At 65.6% G+C, this 13,231-nt stretch carries 12 protein-coding genes; 3 read left to right on the forward strand and 9 right to left on the reverse strand.

The genetic code is table 11. The annotated features are described in order from the left end of the window. Positions 1–219 precede the first annotated feature (219 nt). The gene (locus tag FOS14_RS08025) at positions 220–420 is read left to right on the forward strand and encodes a hypothetical protein (RefSeq protein WP_143769773.1); all 201 of its coding nucleotides are present in this window, start codon (positions 220–222) and stop codon (positions 418–420) included. A gap of 30 nt (positions 421–450) precedes the next feature. Here the strand turns inward: FOS14_RS08025 and FOS14_RS08030 are convergent, their stop codons facing one another. The 8 genes from FOS14_RS08030 to FOS14_RS08065 form a co-directional block, all read right to left on the reverse strand. After that, positions 451–1,197, reverse strand: coding sequence for a succinate dehydrogenase/fumarate reductase iron-sulfur subunit (locus FOS14_RS08030; protein WP_143769774.1), 747 nt, complete (start codon positions 1,195–1,197; stop codon positions 451–453). Positions 1,198–1,200: 3 nt separating this feature from the next. Next, on the reverse strand, positions 1,201–3,117 hold the full coding sequence (locus FOS14_RS08035) for a fumarate reductase/succinate dehydrogenase flavoprotein subunit (RefSeq protein WP_143769775.1): 1,917 nt from the start codon (positions 3,115–3,117) through the stop codon (positions 1,201–1,203). 50 nt (positions 3,118–3,167) lie between these two features. Continuing rightward, the gene (locus tag FOS14_RS08040; protein ID WP_143769776.1) at positions 3,168–3,995 is read right to left on the reverse strand and encodes a hypothetical protein; all 828 of its coding nucleotides are present in this window, start codon (positions 3,993–3,995) and stop codon (positions 3,168–3,170) included. Next, a complete protein-coding gene (locus tag FOS14_RS08045; RefSeq protein WP_143769777.1) occupies positions 3,992–4,279 on the reverse strand; it encodes a hypothetical protein in 288 nt (95 codons plus the stop codon). The genes FOS14_RS08040 and FOS14_RS08045 overlap by 4 nt, the downstream gene beginning before the upstream one ends. Positions 4,280–4,496: 217 nt before the next feature. After that, entirely contained in the window at positions 4,497–5,477 is a 981-nt protein-coding gene (locus FOS14_RS08050; RefSeq protein WP_143769778.1) for an alpha/beta fold hydrolase, read from the reverse strand. Between the two features lie 168 nt (positions 5,478–5,645). After that, a complete protein-coding gene (locus FOS14_RS08055) occupies positions 5,646–6,836 on the reverse strand; it encodes an ABC transporter permease (RefSeq protein ID WP_143769779.1) in 1,191 nt (396 codons plus the stop codon). Then, on the reverse strand, positions 6,833–7,765 hold the full coding sequence (locus tag FOS14_RS08060) for an ABC transporter ATP-binding protein (protein ID WP_143769780.1): 933 nt from the start codon (positions 7,763–7,765) through the stop codon (positions 6,833–6,835). The genes FOS14_RS08055 and FOS14_RS08060 overlap by 4 nt, the downstream gene beginning before the upstream one ends. Before the next feature lie 92 nt (positions 7,766–7,857). Beyond that, positions 7,858–9,108, reverse strand: coding sequence for an alpha/beta fold hydrolase (locus FOS14_RS08065; RefSeq protein WP_143769781.1), 1,251 nt, complete (start codon positions 9,106–9,108; stop codon positions 7,858–7,860). Positions 9,109–9,207: 99 nt separating this feature from the next. Here FOS14_RS08065 and FOS14_RS08070 point away from each other — a divergent pair, with 99 nt between their 5' ends. Beyond that, complete coding sequence (locus FOS14_RS08070; protein ID WP_185981668.1) at positions 9,208–10,446, forward strand: Nramp family divalent metal transporter; 1,239 nt, start codon at positions 9,208–9,210, stop codon at positions 10,444–10,446. Positions 10,447–10,467: 21 nt separating this feature from the next. On the opposite strand, the gene FOS14_RS08075 is transcribed toward FOS14_RS08070, so the two are convergent. Next, positions 10,468–11,655 carry an ATP-binding protein gene (locus FOS14_RS08075; RefSeq protein WP_143769782.1) on the reverse strand — a complete coding sequence of 396 codons (1,188 nt, stop codon included), beginning with the start codon at positions 11,653–11,655 and terminating at the stop codon, positions 10,468–10,470. 353 nt (positions 11,656–12,008) lie between these two features. On the opposite strand from FOS14_RS08075, the gene FOS14_RS08080 reads away from it, so the two are divergent. Further along, entirely contained in the window at positions 12,009–13,223 is a 1,215-nt protein-coding gene (locus FOS14_RS08080; protein ID WP_143769783.1) for a hypothetical protein, read from the forward strand. Positions 13,224–13,231 lie beyond the last annotated feature (8 nt).

Consider the following 13,231-nt stretch of genomic DNA (forward strand, 5'->3'; position numbering starts at 1 on the left):
GGTTATGGCGCGACACGCCAACGGAATTTTGCCCCGAACGCCAGGTTCGGGCCGCGGAGCGCTTCGCGGAGCACCGGCGGCGGCCGGCGGGGGATGATCCGGACTTTTCGGCCGATTAGGGCTAGCTTTTATAGCAGAAGCATTCAATAATATCCATATCGACACACGTCGATGATCCAATCGTGATTAACGCTTCGGGAATCGGGGTAGACCGAAGAAATGGATCGCGCGGTTAAGCACCAGCCACCCAAGTGGGGCTTTGTGCTGTTGGGCGGCGACTGGGTCGAGTGGCTCATCGTGGGTTTGCTGACGATGGTGGCCACGCTGGGCGTCGGATTGCTCACCGCATCCGTAGTCGGCGCACTTTTCGCGGGCGTCCTGATTTTTCTCGTGTCAGCGACGGTGGTTGCTGTCCTGTGATTGGCGCGTGATTGCGCGCGCCTCAGCAGCTCAGCGGCGAAACAGCTTGTTGCCCAGCCACACCAGCGGGTCGTAGCGGCGGTCGACCACCCGTTCCTTCATGGGGATCAACGCGTTGTCGGTGATCTTGATGTTCTCCGGGCACACCTCGGTGCAGCACTTGGTGATATTGCAGAAGCCCAGTCCGTGTTCTTCCTGAGCGGCGTCGCGCCGATCGGCCACGTCCAGCGGATGCATCTCCAACTCAGCGATGCGCATGAGGTAGCGCGGCCCGGCGAAGGCCTGCTTGTTGTCTTCGTGGTCACGCACCACGTGGCAGGTGTTCTGGCACAGGAAGCATTCGATGCACTTGCGGAACTCTTGGGAGCGGTTCACGTCCTCCTGCTGCATCCGGTACTCACCGGGCTTCAGGTCCGGCGGCGGTGTGAAGGACTGGATCTCGCGGGCCTTGGTGTAGTTGAAGCTGACGTCGGTGACGAGGTCCCGGATCACCGGGAATGTGCGCAGCGGCGTCACGGTAATGACCTCGTCCTCCGCGAACGTCGACATGCGGGTCATGCACATCAGCCGAGGACGACCATTTACCTCCGCCGAGCAGGATCCACACTTGCCGGCCTTGCAATTCCACCGCACAGCCAGGTCGGGCGCTTGCGTCGCCTGCAGGCGGTGGATGATGTCGAGCACTACCTCGCCGTCCATTGCCTCGACGGTGTAGTCCTGCAGTCCGCCACCGTCGATGTCGCCGCGCCAGACGCGAAACTTGGCGTCGTAACCCATGGTCTACGCCTTCCTGCCGGGATGGTCCGCGAGTTCTCGGTCGGTGTAGTACTTTTCCAGCTCGCCGATCTCGAAGGTCTCCAGCAGATCCGGCCGCATGGGGACCTGCTCCTCTTCGGTGACCCGCACGGTCGGCACCAACTCGTCATCGCCGCCGTCGACCGAGCACACCAGCAGCTTGTGCCGCCATTCGGCTTCCATGGACGGGTAGTCGTCGCGGGTGTGGCCGCCGCGGCTTTCGGTGCGCATCAGCGCGGCCATCGCCACGCATTCGCTGACCAGCAGCATGTTGCGCAGGTCGAGCGCGAGGTGCCAGCCGGGGTTGAACTGGCGGTGACCCTCGACGGTGACGTGCTTCATCCGCTCGCGCAACTCGGCGAGCTTTTCCAGGGCCTGCTCCATCTCGTCGTGCTTGCGGATGATGCCGACCAGCTCGTTCATCGTGTCCTGCAGGTCCATGTGCAGGGTGTACGGGTTCTCGGCCGCGCCGTCGGACGGCGGGTTGAACGGCGCCAACGCTTTTCGTGCCGCAGCGTCGATCGCCGACTGCTCGACCCGCGGCCGGTTCTGCAGGTCCGCGACGTACTCAGCGGCGCCGAGCCCGGCGCGGCGCCCGAACACCAACAGGTCCGAGAGTGAATTGCCGCCGAGGCGGTTGGAGCCGTGCATGCCGCCCGAGCACTCGCCGGCGGCGAACAGGCCCGGCACCTTCGCCGCGCCGGTGTCCGGGTCCACCTCGATGCCGCCCATCACGTAGTGACAGGTGGGGCCGACCTCCATCGGCTCCTTGGTGATGTCGACGTCCGCGAGCTCCTTGAACTGGTGTTGCATCGACGGCAGGCGTCGGAGAATCTCGTCGGCAGGCATCCGGGAGGCGATGTCGAGGTACACCCCGCCGTGCGGTGAGCCGCGCCCCTCCTTGACCTCGGAGTTGATCGCCCGGGCCACCTCGTCACGCGGTAGCAGGTCGGGCGTGCGTCGGGCCGAGTCGTTGTCCTTGAGCCATTGGTCGGCTTCCTCTTCCGACTCCGCGTACTGGCCTTTGAAGACCGGCGGGATGTAGTCGAACATGAACCGCTTGCCCTCGGAGTTCTTCAGCACGCCGCCGTCGCCGCGGACGCCCTCGGTGACGAGGATGCCCTTCACGCTCGGCGGCCAGACCATGCCGGTCGGGTGGAACTGGACGAACTCCATATTGATCAGCGTCGCGCCGGCCCGCAGCGCCAGCGCATGTCCGTCGCCGGTGTACTCCCACGAATTGGAGGTCACCTTGAAGGACTTGCCGATGCCGCCGGTCGCCAGCACGATCGCCGGCGCCTCGAACAACACGAAGCGTCCGGTCTCGCGGTAGTAGCCGAACGCGCCGGCGATGCGGTCACCGTCTTTGATCAGTTCGGTGATGGTGCACTCGGCGAACACCCGGATGCGGGACTCGTAGTCGCCGGTCGCGGCAAAGTCTTCCTGCTGCAGCGAGACGATCTTCTGCTGCATTGTGCGGATGAGTTCCAGCCCGGTGCGGTCACCGACGTGCGCGAGTCGCGGGTAGGTATGGCCACCGAAGTTGCGCTGGCTAATCCGGCCGTCCTTAGTGCGGTCGAACAAGGCGCCGTAGGTCTCGAGCTCCCACACCCGGTCGGGCGCTTCCTTGGCATGCAGCTCGGCCATGCGCCAGTTGTTGAGGAACTTGCCGCCGCGCATCGTGTCGCCGAAGTGCGTCTGCCAGTTGTCCTTCGAGTTCACGTTGCCCATCGACGCGGCGCAACCGCCCTCGGCCATCACCGTATGGGCCTTGCCGAACAGCGATTTGCACACGACCGCCACCGAGAAGCCGCGCTCGCGGGCCTCGATGACGGCGCGCAGCCCCGCGCCGCCCGCACCGACGACCACGACGTCGAAGGAATGCCGTTCTACTTCCGTCATTGACTACCTAGCTCCCAACGTAGGAGGTTGCTTCACGTGCGCTTCGGGTTTTAACCGACGATGCGCGGGTCGGCGATGGTTCCGCTGGCCACCAGCATCACGTAGAAATCCGCGATCATCAGGGTGGCCAAGGTGGTCCACGCCAACTGCATGTGCCGGGTGTTCAGCTTGGAGATCTGCGTCCACGCCCAGTAGCGGATCGGATGCTTGGAGAAGTGCTTCAGGCGCCCGCCGGTGATGTGCCGGCAGGAATGGCAGGAGATGGTGTACGCCCACAGCAGAATCACGTTGATCCACAGGATGATGTTGCCCAGCCCGAACCCGAAACCGCCGCCCGGCGACTGCATCGCCACCACCGCGTCGTAGGTGTTGATCCCAGAAATGATCACCGCGATATAGAAGAAGTAGCGGTGCACGTTCTGGATGATCAACGGCAACCGCGTCTCGCCGCTGTAGGTCCGGTGTGGCTCGGCCACCGCGCACGCGGGCGGGGACAGCCACACCGACCGGTAGTAGGCCTTGCGGTAGTAGTAGCAGGTCAGCCGGAACAGCAGCAGGAACGGCAGCGAGATGACCGCCAACGGAATCCACATCGGCAGATCCGGGAACGGCGTGCCGAGGTGGGTCGAACCCTCGACACACGAGGTGCTCAGGCACGGCGAATAGAACGGCGACAGGTAGTGATAGTCGGAGACGTAATACGCCGATCGGATGAATACCCGTGTCGTCGCGTAGACAACAAAAATCGCCAGTCCAACAGTGGTGGCCAGTGGTGGCACCCACCACCTGTCGGTTCGCAGGGTGCGGACGGCGAGCTTGGCTCGAGTGGGCGCGAAGACGCCTGTTCCGCTTGGCTTTACGGTGGCCGGGGCGCTCACTTCGTCCGCTCGCGCGAGTGGAAGCCGAGGCCCTCGTCTTGGGCGCCCATCCACGCGGATTCATCGGACCGGCTGTCCGGCACGTAGATCACGTCGCGGGCCTGGCGCGGCACCTGCGGGGGTGGGGACTCGGCCAACTCGCTGGCGTCGATGTCGAGGCGTTCGACGTCGTTCTCCAAGCGGCGAATCGCACTCGCATCGCCATACGCGGCCCGCAAGTTATTCACGGACTGGCGAAGCGCTGCGATGGTCTGGCGTAGTTCGTTGATTTCGGTGGTTGACATCAAATACCTCCGACCAGAACTTCTCTGTGATCATCGCCACACTACGTGAAGTTCGCGAAGCCGCACAGGTTCTTCGCCTGTCGAAACGTCGGAAGGGTGGTGTGGTGCGTGTCACACCTGTGTCTTGCGGGACACCCGCACCCGATCGGCACCGTTCGCGCCCGACCCCGGTCGCTCGCGGCGCCTCGAGTCTTCGGGGGACACCCGGTCGGACGTGTCAGCTTGCGGCGGCGAGTTCGTAAGACGAGGCCAGCTCGTTGCTGACCCGGCTCACCAGGGCCGCGATGGAGCGGGCGACCTCGGCAGCCCGCTCCAGAATCAGGCTGTGACCGGCGCCGTCCAGGCAAACCAGCTCGGCCCCTGAGACCCGCTGCGCGATTGCCACCGAGTGCTGAAACGGGGTCATGAAGTCTGCCGAGCCGCCGATGACCAGGGTCGGAATGCACGACAGCGACGCCAGCGTGGCCGACTCGTCGAACGAGCGGAACGAGGCCAGGAAGCTCGACATCGTGACCACCGACGTCTCGTTGAGCATGGCGGTGGCGAACGCGACCATCGCCGGGCTGACGCGACGGTTGCCGAACCCGGCGTTGCGAACGATCGGTGCGCAGATCGTGCGGCCCATCCGCTTGGACGCGTGCAGGACGCCGGGCGCCCACCGGACTGCGGCGTTCAGCACGGCCACCGTGGGCCGGCGCAGGAACTTGCCGAACCCAGCCTCGGTGATCCCGCTGGCCGCGGTGGCGAGCAGGCCGATACCGACGATGCGTGAGCCGATCTGCTCCGGGTGCTGGCGGGCATAGACCATCGCCGTCATGGCGCCCATCGAGTGTCCGACCAGGACCACCGGTCCGGTCGGCACCACTGTCCGGAGCACGACGTCGAGGTCGTGGCCGAGCTGATCGATGGTGTAGCTGTGGACCGGTCCGCTGCCCGAGTTGCCGTGACCGCGGTGGTCATAGAACACCATGCGGGTATCCGTGCCAAACGTTGTGCCCAGGTGCTCGCGCAGATAATCGAACGACTCGGAGCGCAAGCAGTGGCCGTGCACGAAAACTATCGTCAACGGCGCCGACGGGCTGCCGTATTCGGTGACGGCGAGCGGCACGCCGTCGTCGGCGGCGACTGTGCTGCGGCGAGGAGCGGGCGCGGGGAACGCGGTGTGGCAACCGGTTTCAATTGCCCGAAGTGCCGTCATGTCCGCCCCCTTCGCTGCTCGATCCTCTGCCTGCATGTCGTTGGGAGAGTAAGGACCGTTACGTCAAACTTCGGTCACGACACCGGCTCGACACGATTGCGGGTCGAAAATTCGCCCATCTACGCAGATCCGTAGACAGTGGTAGAGACGGCTACCAATGGCTAGCAATTACGACCGAACTGCTGCGCGCAGCTTCACCCGCGCCCCGATACGCAACACCGCATTCCCGTAGATGACTCCGGAAAGCCAGATGAGCAGCGGAATCGCGCCGATCACCAGCACCACCGACAGGACCATCTCCCACACCGGGACGCCGCCCATGGCCAGCCGCATCGGCATGAGGGTGGGGGCGAACACCGGAATCACCGACAGCACCTCGCACAGCGTGCTTCCGGGATCGGACGGCAGTATCGAAATGCCCAGAACGTAGCCACCTATGACCGGCAGCAGCACCGGCATCACCACCCCGGCAGCGTCTTCCTGACGCGAGACCAGTGCACCCGCCGCAGCGCACACGAAGGCATACAGGAAGTAGCCGAGCAGGTACCACGCAATGAGCCAGACGACGATTCCGGCCGCAGCGGAGGCGGAGATGCTCAGCACGCCGAGGCCGGTTGCCAGGCCGATCCCCACCGCGCCATAGATGGCCATCTGGATCAGGCCCACAACCCCAATGCCCAGCACCTTGCCGGTCATCAACTGCCAGGGCCGAAGCGACGCGAGCAGCACTTCCACGACGCGGCTCGACTTTTCCTCGATCACGCCTTGGGCGACCCGCTGGCCCTGAATGAACAGCGAGAGGTAGATCAAGACCCCGGCGATGCTGCCCAGCACGATGCGGGCCGTGTCGTAATGCTTCGGCGGCGAAAGCGCTTCGACCGACACGCGGGCCGCCTGCACCGCCTCGTTGACCGTGGCGGGATTTCCGCCGAGCGCGGTGATCTGCTGGTCGAGCGCCCGACTGCGGGCGAGCAGATTGAGCACGGTGTGCAATTTGTCGTTGAGGCTGGTCTTGACGACGACGTGTAGCTGCCCGTTTTGCGTAAGTAGCAGCGCGTCGAGCGAGCCGTCGCGAACCTTGGCGCGACCAGTGGTTGCGTCGTCGACCGGCTGGGTTTGGATCGGCTGGCCCAACGCCGCGGCGCTGGATTGCAGCGGTGCGGCCAACGACGATTCTCCGGCGGTCAGCCCGACGGTGGCGTGGTTGTCGTTGTGGCCGGCGACGAACTTGAACACCACTACCGCGACGACGATGGCCAGCGCAACGACCGCCGTCAGAATGCGAAAGCCTTTGGAGCGCAGCGTCGTCGTGATTTCCCGCGTCGCGACGAGCCCAACGGTCTCAACGGTGCGATTCATGCCGCATCTTCTCCCTTCTCGCTTACCACGTCACGAAACAGATCGGCCAGCGTCGGCAGTTGGCGGGTGAACTGGCGCACGGGGCCGGTAGCCAGTGCGGCGTGCAACACGGCCTGGTCATCGGCGCCGGCGTCCAATTGCAGCAGTGTCGGGCGCGCCGACCCGTCAGGTTCATCGATGACGGTCACGCCCGGTAGGGCCCGGGCCCAGCCATTACGCGCCTGAGGTGCGTCCACGAGTAACTGCCGGTTACCGCGCTCACGTAGTTCGCCGACCCCGCCGCACGCGACGATCCGCCCCTCCGACACGATCCCGACCCGGTCGCACAGGCTCTGCACCAAGTCCAACTGGTGGCTCGAAAACACCACCGGAACCCCCTCGGCAGCCTTGCTGCGCAGCACGTCGCTCATCACGTCGACCGCGACCGGGTCCAGTCCGGAGAACGGCTCGTCGAGGACGAGGACGTCAGGGTCGTGAATCAGTGCCGCCGCCAGTTGTACCCGCTGCTGGTTGCCGAGGCTGAGCTTCTGTAGTTCGTCGTCGCGACGGCCGGCCACCCCGAGCCGCTCGGTCCATCGCGCCACCGCGTCGCGCGCTTGGGTAGCCGAAAGCCCGTGAATGCGAGCGAAGTACGTGAGCTGCTCGCCCACCTTCATACGGGGGTAGAGGCCGCGCTCTTCCGGCATGTAGCCGATGCGCCTACGGACCTGCAGGCCGATGGGTCTGCCGTTGAACCGCACATCGCCGGCGTCCGCGGCGAGCACACCGAGTGCGATGCGCATGGTCGTCGTCTTGCCGGCGCCGTTGCTGCCGACGAATCCGAACAGTTCACCGGGCCGGATGTCGAACGTCATTCCTCGCAACGCGATGACGTCGCCGAATCGCTTGTGTAGTCCGTCGATTTCGAGGGTCGCCTTATTTGTGCCCATCGCCTCTTTCTACTGCACCCGAGCGCGGCGACCGGTTATTCAGCTCTCTACCGAACTCTACGAAAGAGGCAAGATTGCGATAGAGAGTCCAATCAAGCCGTTAGCTCCTTGGCTGGCGAGGTCTGCAACCAGCGCACGAGCTGGTCGTAGACGGCCTCATTGTTGAGCAGCGTGAAGTGATTGGCGCCCGGCAGATGCATGCCGTCTTCATCTCGGAAGCCGATGCGTCGGGAGCGGCTGCGACCGGATGCGCTCGGCACCATGACGAGGCCGTCGCCGATGAGTCGACCCAGCGGGTTCCGTGGGCTGCGTGCGATACAGGCAGTGACGAAGAAGTGCAGCGCCCCGTCGAGCAGCGGCACCTCCTGAGTGGCCACCCGACGCAGCGAGTCGATGTCCAGATCTGTCCAGTCGGCGTCGACAAGCGAACCCTGGCGCAGGTCGCGAATGCCCGCGCTGCGCCGGCGTAGCAATCGGCCGAAGGGGCGCGTCTCGGGTAGCCGCACCAGCGCGGCGCTGCCGTAGTGCACGATTCGCTCGAGCGGCGCGCCGGTATGCGGCGAACCGAGCGAAACGACGTGGGTGACCTTGCGTACCCACGGTTGCCGTTCACCGCTCGCCCGATAGCAAGCGCTGCGCACCACCAGCCCGCCCATGGAATGTCCAACCAGCGCAAGGCTTTCCACGTCGACCGGCCATTCGCGAACGAGCTTGGTCAGCAGGTCGGCGAGCTCGGCGCCATTGTGCGAAATATGGCGGCCGCTGTTGTACCGGATCTGTACGCACGTCGCTCCGATGTCGCCCGGCAGCCGTTCGGCGTAGCTGGGCCGCCCGCCGATGCGCCAGGCGTGTTCGGTTTCCATGAGGCCGTGCAGGAAGATGACGATCCGGCCCGTCGCGTTCGGATACGTGGCGGCCAGCGCGGTCTTTTCGATGGCGACCGCAGCGCCGTTGTGTCGCACGGTCATTGGGCTGGCGAGCATCGAACCTTCGGCGTCGAGCGCATCGCCGCGCAGGCCCTGCAGCACGCCCAGCAGCGCCGCGCCGCGAACCGTCTCCGACGGCGCGACCTCGAGCGGCACGTCGACCGTTCGGCCGGCTGCCTCACCCATTGTGCGAGCGGTGACGCCGACGGCCCGGTAGATGCCGGTGGAAATGATGTCGTGCGTGGTCTGCACCGGTTTGGTGGCTTTGCCGAGACCGGCGAATCGGAGCCCGGTGAATACCCGGCCGGACACCGCGTGGTGGACCTTCGCTATTCCGTCTACAGACCCGGCGAGCTCCTCCAAGGCTAGCTTGGCCATGGCCCGCGTCTCGGACCTGCGCAAGTTCTGTTCCCGCATGTCGGTGAGTGTACGAGTGTGCACTCAGCCTGTCGAGACATGTGTCGGCCTAACAATTTTGTTTGGTATCCCGTAATCTAAGTAAACGGGAGGCGGAAGATGGCTGTGAGTACCGCAGTTCGACCGGCGATAAACCGGGTTCGGACGGGTTCTGTACTGCTTGGGCCGGCCTTCGTCGCCGCCGTCGCCTATGTTGACCCCGGAAACGTGGCATCGAACGTCAGCGCGGGCGCTCAGTTCGGCTACCTGCTGGTCTGGGTGATCGTGGTCGCCAATGTCATGGCGGGCCTAGTTCAGTACCTATCCGCCAAGCTTGGGCTGGTCACCGGGATGACGCTCCCAGAGGCGGTCCGGACCCGAACCGGGCGCGGCACCCGCCTCGCGTACTGGGGTCAGGCCGAACTCGTCGCCATGGCCACCGACCTTGCCGAAGTGGTGGGCGGCGCGATCGCGTTGTATCTGCTGTTCGACCTGCCCATGCTGATCGGCGGGCTCATCACCGGCGCCGTCTCGATGGCGTTACTGCTCGTGCAGGACCGTCGCGGCCAACGCCAGTTCGAGCGGGCGATCACCGGACTGCTCGGCGTGATCGCTGTCGGCTTCCTGGCCAGCGTGTTCGTTGATCCGCCGTCCGTACCCCACACCATCGGCGGGTTGATCCCGCGGTTTCACGGCGCCGAAAGCGTGCTGCTCGCGGCGGCCATGCTGGGCGCAACCGTGATGCCGCATGCCGTGTACCTGCATTCCGGGCTCGCCCGGGACCGGCACGGACACCCCGAAGCTGGCGCGCCGCGGCGACGCCTGCTGCGGGCCACCCGGCTCGACGTCATGCTGGCGATGCTGCTGGCCGGAGCGGTCAACCTGGCGATGCTGCTGCTAGCGGCCAACACACTGCGCGGGCAAGGGATCACCTCGATCGAGGGCGCGCACGCTGCGGTGGGCGCCAGCCTGGGTTCGGTGGTCGCGCTGTTGTTCGCCCTGGGCCTGTTGGCCTCCGGATTCGCCTCCACATCGGTGGGCGCGTATGCGGGCGCGATGATCATGCAGGGTCTGCTGGGTCAGCGCATTCCGCTGCTGCTGCGACGGTTGATCACGCTGGTTCCGGCCATCGCGATTCTGGGGCTGGGCGTCGACCCGACGCGGGCACTTGTGGTCTCCCAAGTCGTGCTTTCGTTCGGGATTCCATTCGCGCTGGTGCCACTGGTTCGGTTGACCAGCGACCGGATCTTCATGGGCGCCGACGTCAACCACCGCGTCACCAGCGCGCTGGCGTGGCTGGTCGCCGGGCTGATCATCCTGCTGAACGGGGCGCTGATCTACCTGACCGTGGCGGGCTAGCCGGCGGGGGACGCAGCAGCCTCAGTCAGCCTGCGAGCGCAGATACCGACCGAAGTGCGGGACCGTGAACCCGATGGTCCCGCGCTCGGCCGAATAGATGAGCCCCTTCTTGATGAGCCCGTCGCGGGCGGGGGACAGCGACGCCGGTTTGCGGCCGAGTTCGGCGGCCACCGCGCTGGTTGCCACAGGCCCGTCGTCGCCGGACAGATCGGCCATTGCCCGCATGTATTCGCGCTCGGCCGGGGTGGCCCGCTCGTACCGTGAACCGAAGAACCCGACGGCGAGTTCCTCTTCGGCCGTGGGCGCGGCGACGTAGACGTCTTCGCACGTGATCGGGCTCTGCGCGGCGAGGTCCCAGGTCGCCTTGCCGTAGGCCTGCACGAAGTAGGGGTAGCCGTCGGCCTTGGCGTACAGCGCATCCAGGGCGTCGTCCGTGAACTTCACGTCTTCCCGCTCGGCCGGTGCGATGAGCGCGAGATCGGCAGCCTCACGATCCAGTCGGTCGATGCGGTGATAGCTGAACAGGCGCTCCGAGTAACTCTTCGACGCGGACAGCACGGCCGGTAGGTGCGGCAGACCGGCACCGACGACGATCAGCGGCGCGGCGTCCTGGCTCAGCTCGTGGCAGGCACCGCAGATGGCCGACACGTCGGCGGGTCCGAGGTCCTGCATCTCGTCTATGAAGATCGCCATCCCGACGCCTACGTCGCGCGCCAGCGACGATGCCTCGAGCAACAGTTCGACCAGGTCGATCTCGATGTCGCCCGAGTCGGCCCGCCCGGCCACCGCGGGCACGTCGATGCCCGGTTGCCAGCGCTCCCGCATACCCTTGTCCGCGGTCGCGCGCAGTGCGAAGGCCTTGAGAATTCCGAGGAAGTCGTCGACCCGTTCCGGATTGCGGTGCGCCGAGGCGATGGCCCGCACCGCCATGTGCAGCGCCGAAGCCAGCGGCCGGCGCAGCTCCTGGTCCGGGCGGGCCTCGATCTTTCCGGTACCCCATCCGCGCGAAATCGCCGCGGAACGAAGCTGATTCAGCAGAACGGTTTTGCCGACACCACGCAGACCGGTCAGCATGACGCTGCGCTCGGGACGACTGCGCGCGATGCGCTCGAGCACCACGTCGAACGCATTCAACTGCCTGTCACGTCCGGCAAGTTCCGGCGGACGCTGACCGGCGCCCGGGGCGTACGGATTGCGCACTGGATCCATGGGAGTCGAAGGTAGCTGGGCCAATTGGAAAATCTCGGGTCATCTAGGGCGTGTCCTAGATGCCGCTAGCAATTGTTATCTTGGGCCGGCATCGAACCGCCGCTACTGTGCGAACGAAAGTTCGCGTGATAGACGGGATTCCGTCGGCCGCGCGAAGTTTCGTCGGCGCAGTTGCGCGGAATCTCTACGGGCATGTCGCGAACCTCATCGGGCTTGAGCTTGTCCGCGGCCGGGCCTGTTTGCCCGGCCGTTATCACTCCGCGATCTTTCAGTGATCAAGACGAGTTCCGCAGCGGCGCCGACACGTGTTAGATGGAATTAGGCGTAGCGGCGGTGTCATTCGGGGATGCGAAATGATGGATCCGGTCGTAGTGCGTTCGCCGAAGAGTCATGCGCTGGTTCGTCCGCAAGGCGAACCGGAGCGTCGCGACTCCGCCGGCGATCGAGTTCCGTTGCGTCAATTGCTCGCCATCGCGACGCTGACGCCCGCGCAGGCGGCACTGCTGATCAGCGACCTGCTCGATCGGCTAACGGATGCCCAGCAGCGCGGACGCTTTCCGGTCCGGCTGCGGGACCGCGCCGTGATGGTTTCGTCTACCGGTGAATTGACGGTCGACAATATCGGTGGCGAGACCCCGTGGCTCAATGTCGACGACGCGGCCAGAATTGTGCGGTTGATTGCCGACAACGCCCGACTAGCGGTCGGATCACACGACGCTCAGGCTGCCGCACACCTCGACAAACTCGACGAATCCCTTGTCGAACCAACGGATCTGCCGGATCTCTCCCGCAGGGTGCGGCAGTCGATCGGTCCAATCCTGGACGCGAGCGATCACGACCGGGTTCGTGGCACCCGCACGGAAATCGGCGAACTTGTCGCCGTGATCACCGGCGACAGCCCAGCCACTACCGAACTCGACGAGCCACAGTTGCCCATCGAGGTGCACGCGAGCGCGGACTCTCTCACGCCCGCGGATTGGCCGCTGCCGCGCACGAACCCGTGGCATCGCAGGCGGCGGCTGGCATCGATGCGGCGGCGGATCCTCGTCGTGGCCGTGATTGTGGTGCTGATCGGGGCAGCCGTTGCGGCACCGCGAGTATTCGCGCAGCTCAAGCGGGGCTGGCAGGCGGTTATCGCGCCGACGGAACCCATCTCGAACCAGCTGAGTCCGGTGTCGCCGCCGCCGGAACCACCCACTCAGGGACCGAGCGCGCCGAGTCCGGCACCGGCTAGCGCTGGGCCTATCAATGCGGTGTCAGCCACCTTGGCCGACGGCCCCTGCGCTCCCGGCCAACCGTGCACGATTCGCGTGGACGTCAAGATTGATCCGGCGCCCAAGCAACGCCCGGTGAGTTGGGAATTGCGCGCTTACGACCAGTGCTCGAAGGCGGTCATGACGGTGGGTCGGTTAACCGTGCCGGTGCCGGCGGGAGCCCCGCAGATATACGGCGTCACCAGGGTGGCGATGCCGCCGGGTAAGGCGTTCGCGGTCGTGGCCGTGACCGGGAACCCGGCCGCAGCCGCATCCGCGCCATTGTTAGTCCCCGGACCCAATGTGGCTTGCTGAGACACGGT

It is taken from the genome of Skermania sp. ID1734, from assembly GCF_007489285.1.
Lineage (GTDB): Bacteria > Actinomycetota > Actinomycetes > Mycobacteriales > Mycobacteriaceae > ID1734.

Excerpts from the sequence above, each read along its gene's own strand:
- FOS14_RS08025 (WP_143769773.1), top strand. The coding sequence starts at position 220 with ATGGATCGCGCGGTTAAGCACCAGCCACCCAAGTGGGGCTTTGTGCTG.
- FOS14_RS08050 (WP_143769778.1), bottom strand. The coding sequence starts at position 5,477 with ATGACGGCACTTCGGGCAATTGAAACCGGTTGCCACACCGCGTTCCCC.
- FOS14_RS08070 (WP_185981668.1), top strand. The coding sequence starts at position 9,208 with ATGGCTGTGAGTACCGCAGTTCGACCGGCGATAAACCGGGTTCGGACG.
- FOS14_RS08065 (WP_143769781.1), bottom strand. The coding sequence starts at position 9,108 with ATGCGGGAACAGAACTTGCGCAGGTCCGAGACGCGGGCCATGGCCAAG.
- FOS14_RS08060 (WP_143769780.1), bottom strand. The coding sequence starts at position 7,765 with ATGGGCACAAATAAGGCGACCCTCGAAATCGACGGACTACACAAGCGA.
- FOS14_RS08080 (WP_143769783.1), top strand. The coding sequence starts at position 12,009 with ATGATGGATCCGGTCGTAGTGCGTTCGCCGAAGAGTCATGCGCTGGTT.
- FOS14_RS08075 (WP_143769782.1), bottom strand. The coding sequence starts at position 11,655 with ATGGATCCAGTGCGCAATCCGTACGCCCCGGGCGCCGGTCAGCGTCCG.
- FOS14_RS08055 (WP_143769779.1), bottom strand. The coding sequence starts at position 6,836 with ATGAATCGCACCGTTGAGACCGTTGGGCTCGTCGCGACGCGGGAAATC.
- FOS14_RS08035 (WP_143769775.1), bottom strand. The coding sequence starts at position 3,117 with ATGACGGAAGTAGAACGGCATTCCTTCGACGTCGTGGTCGTCGGTGCG.
- FOS14_RS08030 (WP_143769774.1), bottom strand. The coding sequence starts at position 1,197 with ATGGGTTACGACGCCAAGTTTCGCGTCTGGCGCGGCGACATCGACGGT.
- FOS14_RS08045 (WP_143769777.1), bottom strand. The coding sequence starts at position 4,279 with ATGTCAACCACCGAAATCAACGAACTACGCCAGACCATCGCAGCGCTT.